Genomic DNA, 22,169 nt, shown 5'->3' with positions numbered 1-22,169 from the left:
AGACGTTGAACGCATCCATCGCGGCCCTGGCCTATCTGGCCGCCGGCGTCCTCTTCATCTTGTCGCTGCGGGGTCTGTCGAGCCCGGAGACCAGCCGTCAGGGCAACACCTTCGGCATGGTCGGCATGGCGCTGGCCGTCGGGATCACACTGCTGACGCTCGGCACGACCGGAGCGCTCGATCCCCTGACGCTGGCGCTTCTGGCGGGCGGCGTGATCGTCGGCGGCGGGGCCGGGGCCCTGATCGCCAAGCGCGTCGCCATGACCGACATGCCCCAGCTGGTCGCGGCCTTCCACAGCCTCGTCGGCATGGCCGCCTGTCTGGTCGCGGTCGGCGCAGTCTATGCGCCCGAGAGCTTCGGCATCGCCACCGAGGACGGCGGCATCAAGATGCTGTCGATCGTCGAGCTGGCGCTCGGCGTCGCCATCGGGGCCGTCACCTTCACCGGCTCGGTGATCGCGTTCGCCAAGCTGAACGGCAACATGTCGGGCGCGCCGATCCTCCTGCCCGCCCGGCACCTGATCAACATCGCCCTGGCGCTGGCCCTGATCTTCCTGATCGGCATCATGATCGGCTCGGGCGGCACAGCGATCTGGGCCTTCTGGGGCATCTTCGCCATCGCGCTGATCCTCGGCGCGACCCTGATCATCCCCATCGGCGGGGCCGACATGCCGGTCGTGGTGTCGATGCTGAACAGCTATTCCGGCTGGGCGGCGGCGGCGCTGGGCTTCACGCTGGAGAACATCGCCCTGATCATCACCGGGGCCCTGGTCGGCAGCTCGGGCGCGATCCTGTCCTACATCATGTGCAAGGGCATGAACCGGAGCTTCATATCGGTCATCCTGGGGGGCTTCGGCGGGGGAGACGCGGCCGCGGGCGCGGGCGGCAAGGTCGAGACCCGTCCGGTCAAGCAGGGCTCTGCCGACGACGCCGCCTTCATCATGAAAAACGCCTCGAAGGTCATCATCGTGCCCGGCTACGGCATGGCGGTGGCCCAGGCCCAGCATGCGCTGCGCGAAATGGCCGACAAGCTGAAGGAGGAGGGCGTCGAGGTGAAATACGCCATTCACCCCGTCGCCGGCCGCATGCCGGGCCACATGAACGTGCTCTTGGCCGAGGCCAACGTGCCCTACGACGAGGTCTTCGAGCTTGAGGACATCAACGCCGAGTTCGCCACCGCCGACGTCGCCTTCGTCATCGGCGCCAACGACGTCACCAACCCCGCCGCCAAGACCGACCCCCAGAGCCCCATCTTCGGCATGCCGATCCTGGACGTCGAGAAGGCCGGCACCGTCCTGTTCATCAAGCGCGGCATGGCGGCGGGCTATGCGGGGGTGGAGAACGAGCTCTTCTTCCGCGACAACACCATGATGCTGTTCGCCGACGCCAAGAAGATGGTCGAAGGGATCGTGAAGGGGCTCTGACGATGGCCTATGAAGCCAAGACCAAACCCACGCCCGTCTCGCCCGAGGCCTTTATCGACTCCGTCGATCATCCCGGCCGGCGCGAGGACGCCCATGCCGTCCTCGCCCTGCTGGCGGAGGCCACCGGCCACCCGCCCGTCATGTGGGGGCCGTCGATCATCGGGTTCGGCAAGTATCGCTATACCTACGACAGCGGCCATTCCGGCGAGGCGCCGCTGGTCGGTTTCTCTCCGCGGAAGGCCAATCTCGTGCTCTACATGGCCGCCTATGGCGACGGGCGGAACGACTTCCTCGCGCGGCTGGGCAAGCACAAGGTCGGCAAGGCCTGCATCTATCTGAACCGTCTGGCCGACGTGGACACCGGCGTCATCGCCGAGATGGCCAAGTGGAGCATGAAGACGCTGAAGGATCGCCATCCGGATTGAGGGGCGTCACGCCGCCATCCGCCACTCTTGCTCCACACCCCCGCGCGCCTCGTCCCACAGGGCGTCCTCGTCGGAGTAGCGGGCGCTGGCTCGCGCATCGATCACGTCGATGACCTGTTCCTCCAGCCGGTCCCAGATGACCGCCAGGTCGCCGCAGCCGTCGGCCTCGCAGGGCACGATCAGATAGCGGTTGGCGGCCACGGCGGCGGCGGGGCTGAAGGTGGCGGGGCGGGGGGCGAACATGCGGGCCATTTGTCTGTCTCCGGGTTCGGCGTCGTGCCGTTGAGGAGACTGTGGATGCGTGATACGTCAAAAACGGACGTATCGCGTTCCGTCTGCGTTCTTTTTTCACGAGGCTCCTGAGATGCGCCACGACAAGGCGTTCCAGCTGATCGAACTGGCGCGGCGCATGGCCGCCTCGGCCGAGGGGCTGACGCTGGACGACATGGCGCGCGAGATCGGCGTCGCCCGCCGCACGGCCGAGCGCATGCGCGACGCGGTCATCGCCCTGTTCCCGACGGCGGAGGAGGTGTTCGATCCCCCTCATAAACGGTGGCGTATCCGGGGCGGGCTATCGGCCTTCGAACAGGCTCCCACGGCGACCGAGATGCTGGAGCTGACCAAGGCGGCCCAGACCCTGCGGGCGTCGGGCGAACCGGCTCGCGCCGCCGCGCTGGAGAGCCTGGAACGCAAGCTGAAGGCGGCGATGCGGTCCACAGCGCTCAACCGCATGGCCCCGGATCTGGAAGCCCTGGTCCGCGCCGAGACCATCGCCGTCCAGGCCGGTCCCCGCCCGACGGCCGATGAGGCCATGCTGGCCACCATCCGCGCCGCGGTCCTCGCCCAGTCGCCGCTGGGCTTCACCTACAGCCGCCCGAACGCCGAGCCGCGCCGCCGCTCCGTCGCCCCTTGCGGCCTCATGTTCGGCCGCGCCAACTATCTGGTGGCCGCCGACCGCGAGACGGGTCGCATCCAGACCTTCCGCCTGGACCGCATGAGCGCGGTGGAGCGTCAGGAAGGCCTGGCCCCCCCGCCCGAGGACTTCGACCTCGCCGCCTTCGCCAGCCAGTCCTTCGGCATCTATCAGGACCAGGTCGAAGACGTGGTTCTGCGCGTCGCCCCCGGTGAAAAGGCCGCCGAGGCCCGCGGCTGGCGCTGGCACCCGACGCAAGAGCTTGAGGATCAGCCCGACGGCGCCGTCCTCGTCCGCTTCCGCGCGTCGGGCATGCGCGAGCTGGCCTGGCACCTGTTCACCTGGGGCGATCAGATCACCATCCTCGCGCCGGACCGCCTCAAGTCCGTCATGGCCGAGGAGATCGCGGCGGCGAAGCGGGCTCTGGTGTGAGGCCTCTGAGCCTCGCCGACGCCGCAAGCATGAGCAAAGCGTAAGGTGACGCTGCGCCAGTCCCACCCTAGCCCTTGGCGGGTCCTAAGACCGGGGGAATGTCGATGAAGCCGCTGATCCTGACCGCCGCCCTGGCCCTGATGTTCGCCCCTGCGGTTCATGCGGCCACGCAGGATGCCGCACCCCGTCTCGCCGAGGTCTCGGTCGTGCGCGAGGGCGACGCCTTCACCGTCGACTATGAGTTCACTCTGGATCGCCCGGCCTACGCCTTCCAGGTCTCCGCCCTGACGCGCGAAGGCCGCCGCGCCTGGCGCCGCGAGCGCTGGACGGTCCAGACGCCCGGCGTCGTGCTCGACCGGATCGGCGCCTACGACGTGCTGCGGTCCATCGACGGCCAGCCCCTGCCGCGCCGCATCCGTATCCTCATGCATCCGGCCGGGGGTGACCTGGAGGCGGAGTATTCGCCCTCGCTCGTCTTCTCCGATGGGGCCGTCGCCTTGTTCACCGAGCAGTTCGACCTGATCCCGCTGGAGTCGGCGCAGGCGGCTGCCGACCTGCCGCGCGATCTCAACGGGTTCGATTTCTCCTTCGGCCCAACCTGGGTGACTTGGCGCGACACCTCCGGTCCGGTGCTGTTCCGCGGACAGCGCGCGGAGGTGGCCTCGGCCTCGGACGCGGGAACCTACGTCTACTTCGGTCAGGGCGAGGCCGTGGGGGGCAGCGCGGTGGCCGCCATCTTTGATCCCGGCCTGCCGACCTGGCTCGTCAGCGAGCTCAGTGACTTCACGCCTCTGGTGCTCGCCTTCTACGCCGACCGGATCGGCCCGCGCGCCGGGGATCTCCCGACCCTCATGGTCAGCTGGAGCGGCCCGACCGAGGGCATGACCAGCATGGCCGGCAGCGTCCTGCCCAATCTGATCGTCATGGATTTTCAGGGGGAAGGCGTGCTGGACCGCTCCCGTCGCGTGCTTGACACCGGGCGCTGGTTCATCGGCCACGAAGCGGGGCATTTCTGGCTAGGCAGCCAAGGTCTGCGGTATGCGGCGGCCCGCGACGCCTGGATCACCGAGGGCGGGGCCGACTTGATGGCCGTGCGCGCCATCTCCTCGCTCGACTCCGGATACAACGGCGATCCGGTGCTGCAGCGATCGGTCGACGACTGCATCGCCCTCGTCGCCATCGGTCCGTTGGCCGAGGCGGGGGATCGGGGCGACAACCGCGCCTTCTACGCCTGCGGCGCCGTCTGGGCCCTGGCGTTCGAAGCCGCCCGGCGGGCGTCCGACGGCGGCGACTGGTTCGACATCCTGCGCGACTTCCGCGCCACCCAGACCGACGGCATTCTGACCCGCGATGAATGGCTGACCGCCTTCACCCAGGCGACCGGTGACCCGGCCTTGCGCCAGACGATCGAGCGCATGTTGGACCAAGGCGGCGGCGACCCGGCCGCCGATATCGCGGCCATATTTCAGGCCACAGGCGTCGCGCATCGGCATGAGGGCGGCCGGGTGATTCTCGCGGACTGAGCCTACGTCCGATTCTGACGTATCGGCATGTCAGTCTGCGCGCCATGACCGACGCAGCCCCCACCGACGACATCTGGACCCACGCACGCGACGCCTATCTCTCCGGCGCGACCGGCAGTTTCGTCTGCCGCGAGTTCGATCTCGCCCCCTCGACCTTCTGGCGGCGCGCCGCCGCCGAGGGCTGGTTGAGGCGCGACGCGACCTCCCCGGCGCCCGAGCCGGTCGATCCTGAAGCGCCGGTCGAGCCGACGGCCGTGACGCGCGACAAGGCCTGGCGACGCATGGTCCGGGCGATGGATCACGGACGGGCGGCCGAGGCCCAGCGGTGGCTCCGTGTTCACGAGTCGCTCTGCGACGTCGTCCGACGCGAGCAGGCCGCCGCCATACACGCCGAGGACCCCGACCCGGCCGAGCAATGGGCGGCCTACAAGGCCCGCGTGGCGGAAATGATCGCTGAGTCCAGGGGCAAGTGAGAGAAGTGAGAGTCGCTTTTTCGCGACTCTCACCCCGCCCCGAACGGATAGGGGCTGACCGACTTGGACCAGTCGTCGACCTTCAGCGGGCGATCGACCGGCGGGGCCGCGCGCTGGGCGCAGGGGTGGCGGTGGCACAGGCGGCAGGCCGGGCCGATAGGCGTGACCTCTGGCGCGGCCAGATCCAGCCCCCGCGCATAAGCCAGCCGCTTCGCCTCCTTCAGCTCACAGCCCAGGCCGATGGCCAGGTCATAGCGTTCGCCCTGTCCCCCCTGCGCCTGCAGCGCCCCCTGCCGGTCCACGGTACGGGCGAGCGTGAACCAGCGGTTCCCGTCGGGCGTCTCGATGATCTGGGTGACCAGCCGCCCGGGCGTCCGAAACGCGCTGTGCAGCTTCCACCGGGGACAGGCCCCGCCGAACCGGGCGAAGGGGAAGGCGCCGGAGGCATAGCGTTTGGAGACATTGCCCGCCTGATCCACCCGGATCAGGAAGAAAGGGACGCCCCGGGCGGTGGGGCGGCTGAGCGTCGTCAGGCGGTGCGCCACCTGCTCGAACGACACCGAGAACCGCGCCTGCAGCCGCGCGATGTCGTATCCCGTCGCCTCGGCCAGCCGCTGAAAGGCGGCGTAGGGCATCAGGATGGCGGCGGCCAGCGTGTTGGTCAGCGACACCTTCAACAGGGCGGCCGTCGCCGCATCCGGGGCCCGCGCCGCGTCGACCATGGCGTTCAGCTCGGCCTCGTGCTCGGCCAGCGCCAGCTGATAGACGATGGCGAAGGCGCGGCTGGACGGGTCCAGCGTCTCCGACAGCAGCAGCCGGCGCCGATGTGGATCGAAACGACGGGTCCATTCCACCATGACCTCGGCGGGCATGACCTTGACCGTCAGATTGTGCCGCTGCGCCAACCGCGCCCGGGCCAGGGCCTCGCACCCCTCGCCGGTCATGGTGGGGTCGAGCGACGCGTGCAGCGTCTCGCCCAGCCCATCCAGTTCGGGAAAATAGTTCGACCGGCTCTGGATCCAGTCGCGGACCCAGTCGGACGGGGAGGGGCCTTCGGCGGCGGCGCCCTCGATCAGGGCGGCGCGGGCGCGGTCCCTCTGCTCGGTGAAGGCGCGGTAGAGGCGCAGCAGGGCCTCGGCGGCGCCGGGGGCTTCCTCGGTCAGGGTCAGCAGTTCGTGGCGCGGCGTATCGAGGCCCTGGAACAGGGGATCGGCCAGCACCTCGGCCAGGGCCTGCTCCCCCGCCGGTCCGGCCTGGCCGAGCGCGCGCAGGTCGACGTCATAGGTCTCCGCCAGCCTCAGCAGCAGCTGGGCCGTGACCGGGCGCTGGTTCCGCTCGATATGGTTCAGATAGCTGGGCGAGACTCCCAGGTCGCCGGCCATCGCCGTCTGCGTCAGCCCCCGCTCACGCCGCAGGCGCTTGAGGCGAGCCCCGAGGAACAGCTTCCGGTCAACCGCGACGTCCATGCGCTTTTCCTTTTGGCCGAAGGCCATTCAAACAACCGCTTGGTGCCAGCCTTCGGCGAGACGGGCGCGACTTTGTCATATCATCACTGATCAGCCAATGTCATATCATGACAAACTGACACTGCACCGAGCCGCTCGGCTGTATCAAATCCGACAACCGCGTGTTCTCTAGGCGCACCGGACGACCTTCGTCCCACCGCATCGACCTCGAGAGCCCGCCATGACGACCTTCGCCGACCTCGTTCCCGCCCCCGCCGGCCGCTTCGACGGCATCGAGCGCCCCTACACGCCCGAGGACGTCCTGCGTCTGCGCGGCTCGGTGCCGATCACCCACACCCTGGCCGAACGCGGCGCCAACCGCCTGTGGGAGCTGCTGCACTCCGAGCCCTACATCAACGCCCTGGGCGCCGTGACCGGCAACCAGGCCATGCAGATGGTCCGCGCGGGCCTGAAGGCTATCTATCTGTCGGGCTGGCAGGTCGCGGCCGACGCCAACACCGCCGGGGCCATGTATCCGGACCAGTCGCTGTATCCGGCCAACGCCGCGCCCGAGCTGTGCCGCCGCATCAACCGCACCCTGCAGCGCGCCGACCAGATCGAGCACGCCGAGGGCGGGGCCAAGCGCGACTGGTTCGTGCCGATCGTCGCCGACGCCGAGGCCGGCTTCGGCGGGCCGCTGAACAGCTTCGAGATCATGAAGGCCTTCATCGAGGCGGGCGCCGCCGGCGTCCACTTCGAGGACCAGCTGGCGTCGGAAAAGAAATGCGGCCACCTGGGCGGCAAGGTCCTGATCCCGACCCAGGCCCATGAGCGCAACCTGATCGCCGCGCGCCTCGCCGCCGACGTCATGGGCGCGCCGACGATCACCGTCGCCCGCACCGACGCCGAGAGCGCCCAGCTGATCACCTCGGACATCGACGAGCGCGACCACCCCTTCATCGACCGCGACAACCGCACGGTCGAAGGCTTCTATCGCCTCAAGGAAGGCACGGGGCTGGAGCACTGCATCGCGCGCGGCCTGTCCTACGCCAAGATCGCGGACCTGCTGTGGTGGGAGACCTCGCACCCCGATCTGGACGATGCGAAGAAGTTCGCCGAGGCGGTCCAGAAGCAGTATCCGGGCAAGCTGATGGCCTACAACTGCTCGCCCTCCTTCAACTGGAAGGCCAAGCTTGACGACGCCACCATCGCCAAGTTCCAGCGCGAGCTGGGGGCCATGGGCTACAAGTTCCAGTTCGTGACGCTCGCCGGGTTCCACGCGCTCAACAACTCGATGTTCGAGCTGGCCGATGGCTACCGCGACCGCGGCATGGCGGCCTATTCGGAGCTGCAACAGCGCGAGTTCGCCAACGAGGCCATCGGCTACACGGCCACGCGTCACCAGCGCGAGGTCGGCACCGGCTACTTCGACCAGGTGGCCACCGTCATCTCCAACGGCACGTCATCCACGACGGCGCTGAAGGACTCGACCGAAACCGCGCAGTTCGCGGCCTGATCAGACTGAAAGGAAACAACCCATGGAACCGCTCAGCAGACCCCAGGCCATCATCGACTTCTGCCTGGCCCCCCTGAACCTCGAACCCGGCGCCGAGGCCGAGCAGGAGGTGCGCCGCCGCCTGGAACACGTCATCAAGACCTTCCAGGCCAAGGCCGCCGCGACCGCCCCGATCGCGGTCGATTTTTCCAAGATGCCCAGCCAGGTCATCAACGAAGCCGCCCACGGCTACGAATAGACTTCCCCCGAAGGGCTTAGGCGGCGAGGGCGCGACCTTCGCCGCCAAGTTCTCCGACCAGGGCCAGCAGCTCTGCTGCGTCGAACGGCTTGGCCAGATGGCGGTCGGCGCCCGCCGCCTGACCCGCCGCGATGTGATCGGGCAGGGCGTTGGCCGTCAGCATCACGATCGGCGTGCGCTTGGCCCCCGTCGCGGCCTCGTGCTTGCGCAGTTCGCGCACCGCCGTCAGCCCGTCCATGACGGGCATCTGCATGTCCATCAGGATCAGGTCGAACGCCTGCGCCTTGGCCGCCTCCAGCGCCTGGGCCCCGTCCTCGACGGAGGTCAGGTCCACGGCGGCGGTTCCAAGGATCAGTTCGACCACCTTGCGGTTGGTCGGGTGGTCGTCGGCGATCAGAACTTTGGTGCGCTGGGCATCCGGTTCGGCGGTCGCGGCGACGGCGATCGGTTCCACAGCCGGGCCTTCGGCCCGGATCAGCGGTAGTGTCAGGATGAAGGTTGAGCCTCCGCCCGGCTCGCTCTCGCAGTCCAGCGAGCCACCCATCATGTCGGCGAGCTGGCGACATATAGCCAGACCAAGACCCGTGCCGCCGAACCGGCGGGTGATCGTGCCGTCGGCCTGCTCGAAACGTGTGAACAGCCGCGCCTTGGTCTGCGCGTCGAAGCCAACGCCCGTGTCTTCGACCGTGAAGCGCAGCACCGGATTGCCGCTGCCATCGCGGCCCGCTGTCGCGGTCAGGCTGACGAAACCCTGGGCCGTGAACTTGACGGCGTTTGATACCAGATTGGTCAGAATTTGCTTGACGCGTACGACGTCGCCGCGTGCCCAGCCTGCTGCGGCCTCATCGATCTCGACGAAGAATTGAAGTCCCTTGTCGGCCGCAGGCACACGATAAAGTTGCGCTGCCTCGCGGATCGCCCGGCCCAGGTCATAGGGCTCGTCGGCAATTTCCAGGCGTCCGGACTCGACCCTAGCAAGGTCGAGAATGTCGCTCAGCAGCGTTTTAAGGGTGTGGCCGGAGGACTGTATCAGATCCAGCATTTCGCGCTGGTGAAGATCCAGTTGCGTCTTGGCCAGGGCCTGCGTCAGGCCGATGATGCCGTTCAGCGGCGTACGGATTTCATGGCTCATGTTGGCCAGGAACTCCGACTTGGCTCGATTTGCCTGCTCAGCCGCATCCCTGGCCTCGGCCAAGGCCTTGCCATCGCGCTTCAGGTCGGTGATGTCGTTGACGACAGTGACGATGCCTCCGAGGGCGGTGCGGCGATCCTGGATGCGTAGCCAACGATCGCCGGACAACTGCTGCTCTGTGCTGTTGGACAGGCGCGACCTGGCAGCCAGCCGCTCTTCGATCCAGTCCTCTTCGCGCCCGATGGCCTCCGGATAGAGCCCTTGGTCCAAGCCGAGCTTCAGCATGTCGCGGAACTTGATGCCGACCCCAAGCGCGTCGGCGAGCTCGGCATTGACCTCGGCATATCGGGCGTTCCAGATGATCAGCTGATCGTCAGCATCGTAGAAGCCGAGGCCGTCTGGCATGGTGTCGATGGCTTCGCGCAACTGGCTCAGCGCAGTGTTGCGGCCCCAGATCCCAAGCCCGGTCACGATGCCGGCGATGGCGACGACCAGGGTTGCGCCAGCGACCACCCAATTCAGCAAGCCGAATTCCGACATCGCAGTGTAGGGGTGCACTGCCGTTGGATCGGGCAGGATTTCGAAGGAGGACATCGTGCCGAAGTGCAGAGCGCAGACGCTGAGCACTCCGAAGGTGGTGTTGGCGGGAACGCGCCACCAGCCGTCGCGGTTGGCCCAGGCTGCCGTGCAGAGGGCGAGCAGGGTGCTGACGATCACCGAGGCGGCTGCGCCTTTGATGCTCCAGACCACAATGGCCCCATCCAGGCGGATTGCGGCCATGCCGATGAAATGCATCGCCGCGACGCTGGAGGCGGCGACCAGTGCAACCAGGACCCTCGTGCTCCGCCGATTGTTATCGAGCGCCAGTGCGATGCCGAGCATCATACCGACGACGACGATGCCCAGAGACGCCAGGGTCTCGGCCGCTGAGTAATAGAGGCGGGCATCCGATACATAGGCCAGCATGGCCAGGAAGTGGGTGGCCCAGATGGCCAGACCGCCAACAAGCCCGGCCACAGCCCCAACGACCGCGCGGCGACGCGAGGCCGCACGCCGCGCCATCCCGATCAGGGTGATGCAGGTCGCCAGGCCGGTTACGCACACGCCCGCCGCCAGCAGCACCAGCCGCCAGTCATGCTGGACCGTCAGGTAATCGATGAGCCAATCCAAACGCGGCGTCCCCCGATGTTCCGGGTCATCGTGACGCCAAGAGGTAAAAAAAGCGGTCGCGCCCTGTAACCGATGTAAATGGCGCCTCGCATCCGTCATGGTCCCGCCGCGCCCTGATGCTAGGGTCGGCCGAATCGAGAGCGCCGGCTCTGGCCCGGCCGGATGACTGATGCCCTATTCCGATAGCCCTTCGCCCGTCGCGCCTCTCCCCAGTTCCCGGCTGTGGACAGCCAGTACGACCGGCGGCGTGGCCGTTGTCATCATGCTGCTGCTGGCGGCCGCGCGGCCCGATATGGCGATGTGGCTGCTCGCCGGTGCGGCGCTGGTGGGCGTGGTGACCTGGCTTGGAAGTCGGCCGACGGCGGGTTCCACAGCGCAGGAGCCGGGCGTGATGACCGTGGTGCCGACGGCGGATGGTGAGGACGCGCGGCTTCTGGAGGCGGTGTTCGAGGCGCTGGATGATCCCATCATGATCGTCTCGGGCGGCGAGGCCGACGATATCGCGGGGCGCCGGATTGTGCTGGCCAACAGCGCCGCGCGGGACCTGCTGCGTATTCCGCGTGAAGGCGGGCTGCTGGTCTCGGCGATGCGCGATCCCGGCGTGCTGGAGGCCGTGGACGAGGCGTTGTTCGGCGGGGTCAGTCGGACCACGGACTATACGGCCGCAGGGTCGCGAGAGCGGCACTGGAAGGCTTGGGTCCGGCCTCTGGCTGGCAATCGCGGCGGGCGGCCGACGGCGATCCTGGGCCTGCGCGACGAGACCGACGTGCGGCGCATGGAGCTGATGCGGGTCGACTTCCTGGCCAACGCCAGCCACGAGCTCCGCACGCCGCTGGCTTCGCTGAGCGGCTTTATCGAGACGCTGAAGGGCCATGCGCGTGACGACATGGTCGCGCGGGACCGCTTTCTCGACATCATGGCGACCCAGGCCAACCGCATGAGCCGTCTGGTCGCGGACCTGCTGTCGCTCAGCCGCATCGAGCTGAACGAGCACATTCCGCCCTCGGGCCGGGTCGATGTGGCGCGGGCTGCGTCGGACGTGGTCGACGCGGTCAGCGTGCTGTCGCAGGAGAAGGGCGTGACGGTGCTGCTGGACACGCCGCCGGGCGAGGCGCGCATCACCGGCGACCGCGACGAGATCGTCCAGGTGATCCAGAACCTGACGGACAACGCCATCAAATACTCGCCGGTCGGAGGCATGGTCGAGCTTACCATTCGGGGCGACCTCGACGCCGACGCCGCTGGAGCGGCGAGGCTGCCCGGCGCGACGCGGCTGTCGCTGCTGACGCCGGACCGCGATCCCGGCGCTCGGTACGTCGCCGTCGCCGTGCGTGACCACGGGCCGGGCATGCAGCGCGAGCATCTGCCGCGTCTGACCGAACGCTTCTATCGCGTGGAAGGCCAGAAGAGCGGGGACCGGCCGGGGACAGGGCTCGGGCTCGCCATCGTCAAGCACATCGTCAACCGGCACCGAGGTGGCCTCGTGGTCGAGAGCATCCCCGGTGAGGGCACGGTTCTGGTCGCCTACTTCCCGCAGCCGGCAGCGCTTTCCGTCGTGGGCCATGCGACCTTGAACGCCGCGTGACGGGGGCGCGACAGGCCGACCGTCGCCTTTGCAGAACTGTCATGGAACCGTCCTAATCCGCTGACCATCCGAGGGCAGTTTCCGCCGCGAGACGGGCCGATGATCGGCGCGCCCTCTGATTCCGGCGCGTGTCGCTAGGGGCCTGATGATCTGGTTTCTGATTCCCGTGGTCGCCGTTCTGGCCCTCGCCGCCTATGCGGTCGGCCTGGCCGTGGCCAAGCGCCGGTTCGCCGGGGCCAAGCCGCATTCCCGGCCCCAGCAGCACGGCTACTACGCCTTGATCTGGGTGGCGGTTCCGGCGCTGGCCATCATCATCCTGGCCGGGATCTTCTCCGGGCCGGTCAGCCAGAACCTGGTGTCCGCAGGCTTGCCCGAGGCGGTGCAGGAGATGGAGCCGTTCCGGCGCGACGCCTTCCTGAACGACGCCCGCCTGCTGGGCGAGGGCCAGCGCCCGTTCCAGACCTGGGACGCGCCGTTCGACACTCTGCTCCAGTCCGAGGCCGCGCGGTCGGCCAGCATCCAGCGGACCCTGCTGTGGGGCTCCATCGCCGGAGCCCTGATCGCGGCGGTGCTGGGCGGCCTGCTCGCCTTCGCCCAGATTGGGCCGAACATGCGGGCGCGGAACCGCGTCGAGACCTGGATCGGGGCCTTGCTGTTCGCCTGCTCGGTGGTCGCCATCCTGACGACCGTGGGCATCGTCTTCTCGCTCTTGTTCGACGCCCTGCGCTTCTTCGAGCGGGTGCCGGTGACCGAGTTCCTGTTCGGCACCCAGTGGAGCCCCCAGACCGCCATCCGCGCCGACCAGGTCGGGTCGACTGGGGCCTTCGGCGCCGTTCCGCTGTTCGCCGGCACCTTCCTGATCATGCTGATCGCCATGGCGGTGGCGGCGCCGGTCGGCCTGTTCTCGGCCATCTATCTCTCGGAATACGCCGGGCCGGTGACGCGCGGCGTGGTCAAGCCCCTGCTGGAGGTGCTCGCGGGCGTTCCGACCGTGGTCTACGGCTTCTTCGCCGCCCTGACGGTCGGGCCGGCCTTCCGCGAGTTCTTTAACGGCTTCGGGGCCCTTCTGGTTGGCGGGCCGCTGGATGGGCTCGGGCAGTATCTGATGCTGGTTCAGAACCAGATGGCCCTGGTCGCGGGTGCCGTCATGGGGATCATGCTGATCCCGTTCGTGTCCTCGCTGTCGGACGACATCATCAACGCCGTGCCGCAGAGTCTGCGCGACGGCTCCTACGCGATGGGCGCGACCAAGTCCGAGACCGTCAGCCGCGTCCTCCTTCCCGCCGCGCTTCCGGGTATCGCAGGTGCGCTGCTGCTGGCCGTGTCGCGGGCCATCGGTGAGACCATGATCGTGACCATGGCGGCGGGTCTGGCAGCCAACCTGACCTTCAATCCGCTCGACACCGTCACCACCGTCACCGTGCAGATCGTGACGCTTCTGACCGGCGATCAGGAGTTCGACAGCGCCAAGACGCTCGCCGCCTTCGGCCTCGGCCTGACGCTGTTCCTCGTGACCCTGCTGCTGAACATCGTCGCCCAGCGGATCGTCCAGACCTATCGGGAACAGTATGACTGACGCGACCGTCGATCCCGGCGCGGTCCGCGCGGCCCGCGCCGACGCCCTGCAGAAGGGGCTGAAGCGCCGCTATGCCCGTGAGGCGCGGTTCCGCACCTATGGCCTTCTGGCCATCGCGGTTGCGCTCGGGTTCCTCGTGCTGCTGCTCGGCCGCATCATCGAGCAGGGGCACACGGCCTTCTACGCCAACCAGATCACCGTGCCGGTCTACATGGACCCGGCCCGCATCGACCGCGACTATCCGCAGGGCACCAACTTTCAGCTGATGGTGGCGCAGCAGCGGCTGGCGGCCATGGGCGTGACCGACGACGCCCAGGGGACGCAGGCCAACGCCTATCGCACCCTGCTGTCCTCCGAGCTCAAGTTCCGCGCCGCCCAACTGGTGCGCGAGGACCCCTCGGTGATCGGCCAGACGGTCCAGATCACCGCGCCGGTGTCGGACGACGCCGACCTCTATCTGAAGGGCAAGATCAAGCGGTCTGAGCCCGCCGAACTGCGCCGCATCTCGGATCAGCAGATGGACTGGCTGGATGCGCTCAAGCGCGACGGCACTGTCACCACCGGCTTCAACAGCCTGCTGTTCACGCAAGGCGACTCGACCGAGCCGGAGCTGGCTGGTGTTCTGGGCGCCGTCGTCGGCTCGGCGCTGATGCTGCTCGTCACGGCGCTGATCGCCATTCCGCTGGGCGTCGGCGCGGCGGTTTATCTGGAAGAGTTCGCCCGGAAGGGCCGGATCACCGACCTGATCGAGGTCAACATCAACAACCTCGCGGCGGTGCCGTCGATCGTCTACGGCCTACTGGGTCTGGCCCTCTTCATCAATGTCGCCCACCTGCCGCGCTCCTCGCCGCTGGTCGGGGGGCTGGTGCTGGCGCTCATGGCGCTGCCGACCATCATCATCGCCACGCGGTCGTCGCTGAAGGCGGTGCCGCCCTCGATCCGCGAGGCCGCGCTGGCCATGGGCGCGTCCAAGACACAGACAGTCTTCCACCACGTCCTGCCCCTGGCCATGCCGGGCGTCATGACGGGCACCATCATCTCCATGGCCCATGCGCTCGGCGAGACCGCGCCGCTCTTGTTGATCGGCATGGTCAGCTTCGTGCCGGGCATCCCGGGCGCCATCACCGAGCCGGCGGGCGCCCTGCCGTCGCTCGTCTACATCTGGGAGAACGCATCCGAGCTGGCCTTCCACGAACGGACAGCCGCCGCGATCCTGGTTCTCCTCGCCTTCATGATCGTCATGAACGCCGCCGCCATCCTGCTGCGCCGGCGGTTCGAACGCCGGTGGTAAGTGCAATGAAACTCCCCTTCTTCCGCAGCCCCGACGGCCGCGAGGGCGGCACGACCGCCGAGCCCACGGCCGACGCCAACCGTCGCGATGAGACCGTCCTGCCGCAGGGCGAGGCCGCGTCCGAGGAGTCCTTCACGCCCACTGTCACCGCCCCCAAGGCGCCGGTCGGCCCGACCAAGATCGCTGCGCGCGACATCTCGGTCTTCTACGGCGAGAAGCAGGCGCTGCACGGCATCAGCCTGGACATCCCGGACAAGACAGTCACCGCCTTCATTGGCCCGTCGGGCTGCGGCAAGTCCACCTTCCTGCGCTGCATCAACCGGATGAACGACACCATCCAGGGCGCCAAGGTGACCGGCCAGATCCTGATGGACGGCCAGGACGTCAACGCCCGCTCGGTCGACCCCGTGCTTCTGCGCGCCCAGGTGGGGATGGTGTTCCAGAAGCCGAACCCCTTTCCCAAGACCATCTACGAGAACGTCGCCTACGGCCCGCGCATCCACGGCCTGACGAACTCTAAGGCGGAGATGGACGGCATCGTCGAGGCGTCGCTCAAGCGCGCCGGCCTGTGGGACGAGGTCGCAGACCGGCTGCACACCGCCGGCACCGGCCTGTCAGGCGGCCAGCAGCAGCGCCTGGTCATCGCCCGCGCAATCGCGGTCAATCCCGAAGTCATCCTGATGGACGAGCCCTGCTCGGCTCTGGACCCCATCGCCACGGCCAAGATCGAGGAGCTGATCGACGAGCTGCGCGAACGCTACTGCATCGTCATCGTCACCCACTCCATGGCCCAGGCCGCCCGCGTCAGCCAGCGAACGGCCTTCTTTCACCTCGGCCGCCTGGTCGAGCACGGCGACACCGAGGAAATCTTCACGAATCCCCGCGAACGGCGCACGCTCGACTACATCACCGGCCGGTTCGGCTAAGGGCGTTGATGAACCAGCACACCGTCAAGGCCTATGGGGACGAGCTCAACCAGCTGACGGCTGAGGTCGCTCGCATGGGCGGTTTGGCCGAGGCCCAGGTCGCCGACGCCGTCGAAAGCGTGGCCCGGCGCGACATCGCCCTGGCCCGTGCCGTGGTCGAACGGGATTCCAAGCTCGACGCCATGCACCGCGACATCGAGAAGAAGGCCATCCGCCTGATCGCGCTGCGCCAGCCCGTGGCGTCGGACCTCAGGAAGACCCTGTCGGCCATGAAGCTGGCCACCGATCTGGAGCGTACCGGGGACCTGGCCAAGAACATCGCCAAGCGGGCGCTGTCTTTGGCCGAGACCGAGCCCATGCAGCCGTTGACCCGCTCGATCGAACGAATGGGCAAGCTGGTTTCCATGCGGCTGCGCGACGTGCTGGATGCCTACACGGCGTCGGAGATCGACCGGGCCATGGCCGTCTGGGCCTCGGACGACGAGGTTGACGAACACTACAACGCCCTGTTCCGCGAACTGCTGACCTACATGATGGGCGACCCGCGCACGATCAGCGCCTGCACCCACCTGCTGTTCATGGCCAAGAACCTGGAACGGATCGGCGACCACGCGACCAACATCGCCGAGGTCATCCACTACGAGATTACCGGCGACGAGATGACCGGCGAGCGGCCGCGCTGGCAGCCCTCGCCAGGCGACTGGGACGCCGATTTCAGCGGCCCGACGCCGCCCGCCAACTGACGCCTGCCCCGACGGAGAGTAGATCGTGCAGCCCTATATCCTGGTGATGGAAGACGAGGACGCGCTGGCGACGCTCCTCCAGTACAACCTCGAGAAGGAAGGCTACGACGTCGTCGTCGCCGCCGACGGCGAGGAAGGCCTTGTCCAGATAGATGAGCGTCAGCCCGACCTCGTCCTGCTCGACTGGATGCTGCCCAAGGTATCGGGGATCGAGGTCTGCCGTCGCATCCGTGGCCGACCCGAGACGCGCAACCTGCCGATCATCATGCTGACCGCGCGGGGCGAGGAGTCGGACCGCGTGCGTGGTCTGGATACCGGGGCGGACGACTACCTGACCAAGCCTTTCTCGATGACCGAGCTGATCGCCCGCATCCGGGCGGTGCTGCGCCGCATTCGTCCGGGCCTGGCCGACGACCGCGTGGGCCACGGCGACATCATCATCGACCGCGTCGCCCACCGGGTGAAGCGCGCCGGCAAGGAGGTGCACCTGGGCCCGACGGAGTTCCGCCTGCTGGACCACTTCATGCGCCATCCGGGGCGGGTGTTCAGCCGCGAACAGCTGCTGGACGCGGTCTGGGGCTCGGACGTCTACGTCGAGGCCCGGACCGTCGACGTCCACGTCGGTCGCCTGCGGAAAGCGCTCAACGTCGACGAGAGCGCCAATCCGATCCGGACCGTGCGGTCGGCGGGCTATTCGCTGGATCTTGAGGGGTAGACCCTATTCCGAACCGGGGATCGGCCGCATCGGCGTCAGGTCGTTCAACCCTATCCCGGGATTGCCCACGGTTGTCGCCCCCTGGCGCATGGCCGGGTCCAGATGGGCCCCCGCGCATCCGGCCCCCAGGTTCGAGCCCGGACAGTCGCCCGGCCCGACGATTCCCACCCCACCCGAAAGCGGACGGCGCCGCGCCTCGTACTGGGCCAGGGCCTGAGCTCCGTCGCGGGCGAACTGGGCCTCGCGGCGGGCCTCGGAAGCGTTCAGCGTGCGAGGACCGAGCGGCCCGGCGCGTCCGGCAGCCTCGTTGAACCGCTCGTCGCAAAGCGCCTGCTCGCCGGGATCGAGGCGTCCGTCCATGATGCGGCAGCCGCCCGCGCCGGTGCGCATGGAGCGGGCGATCGCCGCGCCGGTGCTCTCGGGCGTCACGCGCCAGGCGTTGGCCGGGGCGGGGGGCGATCCCGGCGGCGCTCCGGCGGCGATGCGGGGCGAGGGCGGCGTGGGGATGTCGTCTTCGTCATCGAGGCTGGGCGTGCGCTCCGCGTTCGTGGCGCGGGACAGGGCGGGCGTGGTCTCGACGGCGCGGGCGAAGGTCGGCTCGCGCGCGGTTTCCCCCTCCAGCAGCGGGCGCGGCTCTATTTCGAGGAAGATCGGCGAGGGCGTCGCATCGAACGCGGGTGCATCCGAAGTGTCGACCATCCGCAGCGCGAGCGGGGTCAGGACAGCGACGTGAAAGGCGATCGATCCCAGCAGGATCGCCGCCCTGCGTCGCCCTGCAGGGTCCGTCAGGCCGGTCGCCTTCGCGATACTGAACGCCGCGTGCGCCACGCACCCTCCCCGCCGACCAAGACACGCTGAACAGCGACCGTGGCGGGATCAGGGCGGGCTCAGCCGATCCGGGTCCAGGCGCCGAGCGGGCGCACCGTGGCGCAGGCCGGCGTGCCGTCCTTGCCGCGCCCGGGCAGCCGGGCCTCCAGCGTCGCGCCTGGCAGCAGGAGTTCGGCGGGGATGTTGTGGACGTCGATCTTGGCTCGGCGGCTGATGCGCTGGCCCGCTGCGTCGGCCTGCCCGGCCTGACCGGCGATTGCGATGTAGACGAAGCGGCGTTCCTTGCCCTCGCGCCGAACGAACGGCCCGGAAAGCTTGCCATCAGGGCGCAACGTCACGGGCACATCGAATGACAGAGGCCCGCCGCCGGAGATCCGGATGTCGACCGGGACGTTCTTCGGGTCCTGCAGGCTGTAGTGCAGACCCTGAACCGGATCGGCGATGGTCAGGCGCAGGGTCAGGGTCTCAGTCATGCGTCACCTTGTGCGCCCCGCGATGCCAGCGGACGAATGGCAGGGGGCGATCCGGGTTCGACAGCCGCTCCGACACTTCTGCCAGCACAAAGCGAGTGATGGCGGGCAGGTCCAGCGCGCGGGCGTCGGCCAGCGGCAGCCAGGCGATCTCGTCCAGTTCGCCTGATCCTGCGGTGGGTTCGGGCGTCAGCAGCGCCTTGGCGTCGGCGAGGAAGAAGCGGGCGTCGAACCGTCGCGTGCGGCCCGGTGGCGTGATGGCGCGGGCAACGTAGGTCAGGGCGGCCAGATCGGGAAGGGCGCCCGCTTGGCGAAACTCCCGCCACGGCCCGGCGACGGAGGCGGCCGGGGCATGGTGGCCCACAATCAGACCCGTCTCCTCGAAGGTCTCGCGCACGGCGGTCAGGGTGAGGGCGCGTGCCCGACGGGGATCGACCTCGGCTTCCAGCCGGGCGCGCGTGGTTCCGTCCGGTTCGCGGGCGGCGGCGGCCGTAAAGTCGGACCGGTCGATGCGTCCGCCGGGAAACACCCACTTGGAGGCCATAAAGACGTGTCCCGGTGCCCGCCGGCCCATCAGCACCTCGGGATGCTTGCCGCGTCTGACGAGGATCAGGGTCGCGGCGTCCTTTGGTCGCTGGCGCACGCCGAGACGCGCCGGGGCGTCGGCCAGGTCCTGGGCGGCGTCGAAGGGTTCGGGTGGCTTGGTCACCGCGTACGAGCTAACGCCTTTGCGGGCGCGCCCCAAGAGGCGTAGAGGGCGCGACCTGTGCTGTGTGCGAGGGCTGGGACTTGCTCGCTTCCATATGCGCGTTCCTGATCGCGGCGACGGGTGTCGGGCTTGCGGTCCTGTCGCTGCTGATCCTCGCCGCGCCTGGCCGTGCGCTTCAGGCGCTGTCGCGGTTCGGTTCGACACCGACCATCCACTTTAGCGAGCTTTCGTTACGGGCGGTCGTCGGCGGGATCTTCGTGTTGGGTGCCCCGGCGACCCGCTATCCCGTCACCGTGGCCGCCATCGGCGGCTTCCTGATGATCAGCGCCGGGGTTCTGATGCTTATCCCGCGCCGATGGCATGCGCGATACTCCAGCTGGTGGGCGGCGCGCATTCCGGTCTGGGCCGTTCGCCTGCTGGCTCCGATTTCCCTGTTGGCGGGCATCGCGCTCGTCTGGGTGGCGATCTGAGGCTGGTCAGCCGAGCACGTGGCCGATCCGGATCAAGGTGCCGCTCGGATCGCTGATCGAGAACTCATAGGTGCCCCAGGCGCGGGCGTGGGGGCCTTGGGGCTCCAGGATCAGATCGCGCACCCGGTCCGCCACCGCATCCACGTCGTCGACATAGAGGTATAGGCCCAGCGGATTGTCCTCGATCCGGCGCGGCCAGTCAGGCGTGGCGCGCAGGTGCAGTCGCCACCCTCGGGCGTCGTCCATCAAACGATAGTCGCCGTGGTCGCTGACCGTCTCGAACCCGAGGCGTCGGTAGAATGCCTCAGAGGCGTCGATGTCGCGGGCTGGGACGATGGCCGCGACGTGGTGTTGTCCACTCATTGGGCGTCTCCCTTGGTGCCGGTGAGCATGACGGCGGCAACCGACAGGGACCAGAGGGCGAAGACGGCCAGACTGGTCGCCGCGACGATCAGGCCGAAGCCTCCATCCGTCGCGTTCCACCAGACGGCCAGTCCCGCCATGCCGACGCCCAAAGTGGCGCTGGCCTTGCCCGCGACGCCGAGTCCCCAAATTCGGGGTGCCCAGGCCGCCGCGCCCGCCGCGACCAGCAGGCTGCCGAGCGAGGTCAGGCTCTGGTTCAGTGCCCACAAGACATGGCTGCCGGATTCGTGCACGGCCGGGTCGGTCGTCTGGGCGACGAGCCGTCCGGTCGCGAAGCCGCTGACCAGCGCGGCGCCCGCCAGAGCGAGGAAGCCCCCGCCGATCAGGATGGCGCCCGCGCGGGTCAGCAGGGCCTGCTCGCCGATCCGATGACGCACGCCGTCCAGCCCGACCGACAGCGCGATCAGGCAGGCGATCATGGCGCCGTGGACGAGGCTGTTGCTCCAGTCCGACAGCAGATGGCCGTCCTCGCCCGCGCCTGACGCCGACGTCGGGTGGTGCAGCATCAGGAACAGGGCCGCGAGCGTGGCTCCGGCGATCAGGACGCCGTCGTTGCGGTCGTCTGAATGGGTCTTGGTGGTCACGGTTCGTCCTCCCCTTGCGTGCCGAATGTGTCGCGCGGCGAGGGGCGCTGTGGCGACGAACGATGCGGACGCTCCGGCCGCTACCGGACAGTTCGGGCAAAGTGTCCGCATTTGATGCGTGACCACGGCTGGCGCGGCGGGGCTGATGGGCTAGGCTCGGGGCCATGTCGGAGGCTCACGATCTCGACCGGCGCAGCCAGAGGACGCGAAAGGCGATCTTCGAGGCCTTCACGCGGCTGATCTTTACGCGCCGCTACAACGCCATCCGCACGACCGATCTGATCGAGGAGGCCGGCGTCGGCCGTTCGACCTTCTACGAGCATTTCCGCAACAAGGACGACGTGATGGTATGGGCCATCGACCCGGTGTTCGAGCCGCTGGCCGAGGCGGGGGCGGGGCGGGCCAGCCTGCCGCGCCTGCACTTCGTGCTGGACCATCTTTGGGAGCGCCGGGCGCTTGCCCGCGTCATGTTCGAGCCGCCGCTTGGGCCGAAACTCCAGCGCAAGCTCGCGGCCATGATCGAGGCGCGGTTGCCGTCAGACCGTGCCGGCACGGTTCCCGCCGCTCTGACTGCGGCGGCGGTCGCTGCGTCGCAACTGGCCGTGCTCAGGCTGTGGCTGACAGGCGAGGTTCCCTGCGAACCCGGGATCCTTGCGCGCCAACTCACGGAATGGCGCAAGGCACCCTGACCCGAACATCGCGAGACCGTGATCAGCCGCCCTCGGCCTCGCTTTCGCTGCCGCCTTCACTGCTGGCGATGGCCGCGATCTGGGCTTCCAGCGCCTGGCGAACCTCGGGCGAGCATTCGCTGGCGGGAGCAGTGGCCTCGGCCGACGCGGTCGGAGCGGGCGCGACGATCAGGTCCTCGACCAGGCTCTCGGCGGCGGCGCGGAGCGGCGGCTCCTCGATGCCGGCGACGGCGGTCTGGGCCAAGCGGGTCGCGTCCACGTCCTGCCAGCCGCAGGTCGCGGCGGCCTGGCGCAGGGTCTGGGCGGCGCGGATGCCCTGGACGATCTCGGGGTTGCTGGCCTCGAGCGCGGCGAGGGCGGCGTTGCGCCCGGCCTGTTCCACATCGATCTCGCCGCACGCCGAGACGGCGAACGCCGCGACCGCCGAGAGACCCAGAACCCAACGCGCCATGCCGATCACTCCTTCAAG

24 protein-coding genes are annotated in these 22,169 nt (G+C 68.7%); 15 read left to right on the top strand and 9 right to left on the bottom strand.

Annotated features, from left to right (window positions below; translation table 11 throughout):
- Positions 1-5 precede the first annotated feature (5 nt).
- The gene (locus Q333_RS0105010; protein ID WP_029415648.1) at positions 6-1,424 is read left to right on the top strand and encodes an NAD(P)(+) transhydrogenase (Re/Si-specific) subunit beta; all 1,419 of its coding nucleotides are present in this window, start codon (positions 6-8) and stop codon (positions 1,422-1,424) included.
- A 2-nt stretch (positions 1,425-1,426) separates the two neighbouring features.
- Complete coding sequence (locus Q333_RS0105005; protein ID WP_029415647.1) at positions 1,427-1,849, top strand: DUF1801 domain-containing protein; 423 nt, start codon at positions 1,427-1,429, stop codon at positions 1,847-1,849.
- A gap of 6 nt (positions 1,850-1,855) precedes the next feature.
- On the opposite strand, the gene Q333_RS0105000 is transcribed toward Q333_RS0105005, so the two are convergent.
- Positions 1,856-2,101: a hypothetical protein gene (locus Q333_RS0105000; RefSeq protein ID WP_029415646.1), complete on the bottom strand. Its 246-nt coding sequence runs from the start codon at positions 2,099-2,101 to the stop codon at positions 1,856-1,858.
- Positions 2,102-2,213: 112 nt separating this feature from the next.
- Here Q333_RS0105000 and Q333_RS0104995 point away from each other — a divergent pair, with 112 nt between their 5' ends.
- The 3 genes from Q333_RS0104995 (at position 2,214) to Q333_RS0104985 (ending at position 5,190) form a co-directional block, all read left to right on the top strand.
- Complete coding sequence (locus Q333_RS0104995; RefSeq protein WP_029415645.1) at positions 2,214-3,194, top strand: helix-turn-helix transcriptional regulator; 981 nt, start codon at positions 2,214-2,216, stop codon at positions 3,192-3,194.
- A 104-nt stretch (positions 3,195-3,298) separates the two neighbouring features.
- Positions 3,299-4,717, top strand: a complete 1,419-nt coding sequence (locus tag Q333_RS0104990; RefSeq protein WP_157072374.1) for a hypothetical protein — start codon at positions 3,299-3,301, stop codon at positions 4,715-4,717.
- 44 nt (positions 4,718-4,761) lie between these two features.
- Positions 4,762-5,190: a hypothetical protein gene (locus Q333_RS0104985; protein WP_029415643.1), complete on the top strand. Its 429-nt coding sequence runs from the start codon at positions 4,762-4,764 to the stop codon at positions 5,188-5,190.
- Positions 5,191-5,219: 29 nt separating this feature from the next.
- Here the strand turns inward: Q333_RS0104985 and Q333_RS0104980 are convergent, their stop codons facing one another.
- Positions 5,220-6,656: a helix-turn-helix domain-containing protein gene (locus Q333_RS0104980; protein ID WP_029415642.1), complete on the bottom strand. Its 1,437-nt coding sequence runs from the start codon at positions 6,654-6,656 to the stop codon at positions 5,220-5,222.
- A gap of 220 nt (positions 6,657-6,876) precedes the next feature.
- Here Q333_RS0104980 and aceA point away from each other — a divergent pair, with 220 nt between their 5' ends.
- The gene (aceA, locus tag Q333_RS0104975) at positions 6,877-8,151 is read left to right on the top strand and encodes an isocitrate lyase (RefSeq protein ID WP_029415641.1); all 1,275 of its coding nucleotides are present in this window, start codon (positions 6,877-6,879) and stop codon (positions 8,149-8,151) included.
- Between the two features lie 22 nt (positions 8,152-8,173).
- Positions 8,174-8,389, top strand: coding sequence for a hypothetical protein (locus Q333_RS0104970; RefSeq protein WP_029415640.1), 216 nt, complete (start codon positions 8,174-8,176; stop codon positions 8,387-8,389).
- 16 nt (positions 8,390-8,405) lie between these two features.
- Here the strand turns inward: Q333_RS0104970 and Q333_RS0104965 are convergent, their stop codons facing one another.
- Positions 8,406-10,790, bottom strand: a complete 2,385-nt coding sequence (locus Q333_RS0104965) for an ATP-binding protein (RefSeq protein ID WP_245591483.1) — start codon at positions 10,788-10,790, stop codon at positions 8,406-8,408.
- 70 nt (positions 10,791-10,860) lie between these two features.
- Here Q333_RS0104965 and Q333_RS0104960 point away from each other — a divergent pair, with 70 nt between their 5' ends.
- The 6 genes from Q333_RS0104960 to phoB all read left to right on the top strand — a co-directional run bounded on the left by Q333_RS0104960 (position 10,861) and on the right by phoB (position 17,527).
- Positions 10,861-12,276, top strand: coding sequence for a sensor histidine kinase (locus Q333_RS0104960; protein ID WP_051651134.1), 1,416 nt, complete (start codon positions 10,861-10,863; stop codon positions 12,274-12,276).
- Positions 12,277-12,421: 145 nt separating this feature from the next.
- Complete coding sequence (gene pstC, locus Q333_RS0104955; protein ID WP_029415637.1) at positions 12,422-13,852, top strand: phosphate ABC transporter permease subunit PstC; 1,431 nt, start codon at positions 12,422-12,424, stop codon at positions 13,850-13,852.
- A complete protein-coding gene (gene pstA, locus Q333_RS0104950; protein ID WP_029415636.1) occupies positions 13,845-15,143 on the top strand; it encodes a phosphate ABC transporter permease PstA in 1,299 nt (432 codons plus the stop codon). Before pstC ends, pstA begins: the two co-directional genes overlap by 8 nt.
- Before the next feature lie 5 nt (positions 15,144-15,148).
- Positions 15,149-16,069: a phosphate ABC transporter ATP-binding protein PstB gene (pstB, locus tag Q333_RS0104945; RefSeq protein ID WP_029415635.1), complete on the top strand. Its 921-nt coding sequence runs from the start codon at positions 15,149-15,151 to the stop codon at positions 16,067-16,069.
- Positions 16,070-16,077: 8 nt separating this feature from the next.
- A complete protein-coding gene (phoU, locus tag Q333_RS0104940) occupies positions 16,078-16,812 on the top strand; it encodes a phosphate signaling complex protein PhoU (protein ID WP_029415634.1) in 735 nt (244 codons plus the stop codon).
- Between the two features lie 25 nt (positions 16,813-16,837).
- Positions 16,838-17,527: a phosphate regulon transcriptional regulator PhoB gene (phoB, locus tag Q333_RS0104935; protein ID WP_029415633.1), complete on the top strand. Its 690-nt coding sequence runs from the start codon at positions 16,838-16,840 to the stop codon at positions 17,525-17,527.
- Positions 17,528-17,530: 3 nt separating this feature from the next.
- Here the strand turns inward: phoB and Q333_RS0104930 are convergent, their stop codons facing one another.
- The 3 genes from Q333_RS0104930 to Q333_RS0104920 are packed head-to-tail and all read right to left on the bottom strand — an operon-like array spanning position 17,531 to position 19,534.
- Positions 17,531-18,355 (bottom strand): hypothetical protein, encoded by an 825-nt coding sequence (locus tag Q333_RS0104930; protein WP_029415632.1) that lies wholly within the window; start codon positions 18,353-18,355, stop codon positions 17,531-17,533.
- A gap of 59 nt (positions 18,356-18,414) precedes the next feature.
- Positions 18,415-18,828, bottom strand: coding sequence for a DUF5990 family protein (locus tag Q333_RS0104925; protein WP_029415631.1), 414 nt, complete (start codon positions 18,826-18,828; stop codon positions 18,415-18,417).
- A complete protein-coding gene (locus Q333_RS0104920) occupies positions 18,821-19,534 on the bottom strand; it encodes an NUDIX hydrolase (protein WP_029415630.1) in 714 nt (237 codons plus the stop codon). The genes Q333_RS0104925 and Q333_RS0104920 overlap by 8 nt, the downstream gene beginning before the upstream one ends.
- Positions 19,535-19,614: 80 nt before the next feature.
- Here Q333_RS0104920 and Q333_RS0104915 point away from each other — a divergent pair, with 80 nt between their 5' ends.
- Positions 19,615-20,004, top strand: a complete 390-nt coding sequence (locus Q333_RS0104915) for a hypothetical protein (protein WP_029415629.1) — start codon at positions 19,615-19,617, stop codon at positions 20,002-20,004.
- A 6-nt stretch (positions 20,005-20,010) separates the two neighbouring features.
- On the opposite strand, the gene Q333_RS0104910 is transcribed toward Q333_RS0104915, so the two are convergent.
- Together Q333_RS0104910 and Q333_RS0104905 are read right to left on the bottom strand one after the other, a co-directional pair.
- The gene (locus Q333_RS0104910) at positions 20,011-20,367 is read right to left on the bottom strand and encodes a VOC family protein (RefSeq protein ID WP_029415628.1); all 357 of its coding nucleotides are present in this window, start codon (positions 20,365-20,367) and stop codon (positions 20,011-20,013) included.
- The gene (locus Q333_RS0104905; RefSeq protein WP_029415627.1) at positions 20,364-21,011 is read right to left on the bottom strand and encodes a hypothetical protein; all 648 of its coding nucleotides are present in this window, start codon (positions 21,009-21,011) and stop codon (positions 20,364-20,366) included. Before Q333_RS0104905 ends, Q333_RS0104910 begins: the two co-directional genes overlap by 4 nt.
- A 164-nt stretch (positions 21,012-21,175) precedes the next feature.
- On the opposite strand from Q333_RS0104905, the gene Q333_RS16860 reads away from it, so the two are divergent.
- A complete protein-coding gene (locus Q333_RS16860) occupies positions 21,176-21,700 on the top strand; it encodes a TetR/AcrR family transcriptional regulator (RefSeq protein ID WP_051651133.1) in 525 nt (174 codons plus the stop codon).
- A gap of 22 nt (positions 21,701-21,722) precedes the next feature.
- Here the strand turns inward: Q333_RS16860 and Q333_RS0104895 are convergent, their stop codons facing one another.
- Positions 21,723-22,151, bottom strand: coding sequence for a hypothetical protein (locus Q333_RS0104895; RefSeq protein ID WP_157072373.1), 429 nt, complete (start codon positions 22,149-22,151; stop codon positions 21,723-21,725).
- Positions 22,152-22,169: the final 18 nt, after the last annotated feature.

The sequence above is a fragment of the Brevundimonas bacteroides DSM 4726 genome, from assembly GCF_000701445.1.
GTDB lineage: Bacteria > Pseudomonadota > Alphaproteobacteria > Caulobacterales > Caulobacteraceae > Brevundimonas > Brevundimonas bacteroides.
The sequence above is the reverse complement of the archived record's forward strand: the minus strand, read 5'-3'. Positions and strand labels throughout refer to the sequence as shown.

Excerpts from the sequence above, each read along its gene's own strand:
- Q333_RS0105005 (WP_029415647.1), top strand. The coding sequence starts at position 1,427 with ATGGCCTATGAAGCCAAGACCAAACCCACGCCCGTCTCGCCCGAGGCC.
- Q333_RS0105000 (WP_029415646.1), bottom strand. The coding sequence starts at position 2,101 with ATGGCCCGCATGTTCGCCCCCCGCCCCGCCACCTTCAGCCCCGCCGCC.
- Q333_RS0104995 (WP_029415645.1), top strand. The coding sequence starts at position 2,214 with ATGCGCCACGACAAGGCGTTCCAGCTGATCGAACTGGCGCGGCGCATG.
- Q333_RS0104990 (WP_157072374.1), top strand. The coding sequence starts at position 3,299 with ATGAAGCCGCTGATCCTGACCGCCGCCCTGGCCCTGATGTTCGCCCCT.
- Q333_RS0104985 (WP_029415643.1), top strand. The coding sequence starts at position 4,762 with ATGACCGACGCAGCCCCCACCGACGACATCTGGACCCACGCACGCGAC.
- Q333_RS0104980 (WP_029415642.1), bottom strand. The coding sequence starts at position 6,656 with ATGGACGTCGCGGTTGACCGGAAGCTGTTCCTCGGGGCTCGCCTCAAG.
- aceA (WP_029415641.1), top strand. The coding sequence starts at position 6,877 with ATGACGACCTTCGCCGACCTCGTTCCCGCCCCCGCCGGCCGCTTCGAC.
- Q333_RS0104970 (WP_029415640.1), top strand. The coding sequence starts at position 8,174 with ATGGAACCGCTCAGCAGACCCCAGGCCATCATCGACTTCTGCCTGGCC.
- Q333_RS0104965 (WP_245591483.1), bottom strand. The coding sequence starts at position 10,790 with ATGACGGATGCGAGGCGCCATTTACATCGGTTACAGGGCGCGACCGCT.
- Q333_RS0104960 (WP_051651134.1), top strand. The coding sequence starts at position 10,861 with ATGCCCTATTCCGATAGCCCTTCGCCCGTCGCGCCTCTCCCCAGTTCC.
- pstC (WP_029415637.1), top strand. The coding sequence starts at position 12,422 with ATGATCTGGTTTCTGATTCCCGTGGTCGCCGTTCTGGCCCTCGCCGCC.
- pstA (WP_029415636.1), top strand. The coding sequence starts at position 13,845 with ATGACTGACGCGACCGTCGATCCCGGCGCGGTCCGCGCGGCCCGCGCC.
- pstB (WP_029415635.1), top strand. The coding sequence starts at position 15,149 with ATGAAACTCCCCTTCTTCCGCAGCCCCGACGGCCGCGAGGGCGGCACG.
- phoU (WP_029415634.1), top strand. The coding sequence starts at position 16,078 with ATGAACCAGCACACCGTCAAGGCCTATGGGGACGAGCTCAACCAGCTG.
- Q333_RS0104925 (WP_029415631.1), bottom strand. The coding sequence starts at position 18,828 with ATGACTGAGACCCTGACCCTGCGCCTGACCATCGCCGATCCGGTTCAG.
- Q333_RS0104910 (WP_029415628.1), bottom strand. The coding sequence starts at position 20,367 with ATGAGTGGACAACACCACGTCGCGGCCATCGTCCCAGCCCGCGACATC.
- Q333_RS16860 (WP_051651133.1), top strand. The coding sequence starts at position 21,176 with ATGTCGGAGGCTCACGATCTCGACCGGCGCAGCCAGAGGACGCGAAAG.
- Q333_RS0104895 (WP_157072373.1), bottom strand. The coding sequence starts at position 22,151 with ATGGCGCGTTGGGTTCTGGGTCTCTCGGCGGTCGCGGCGTTCGCCGTC.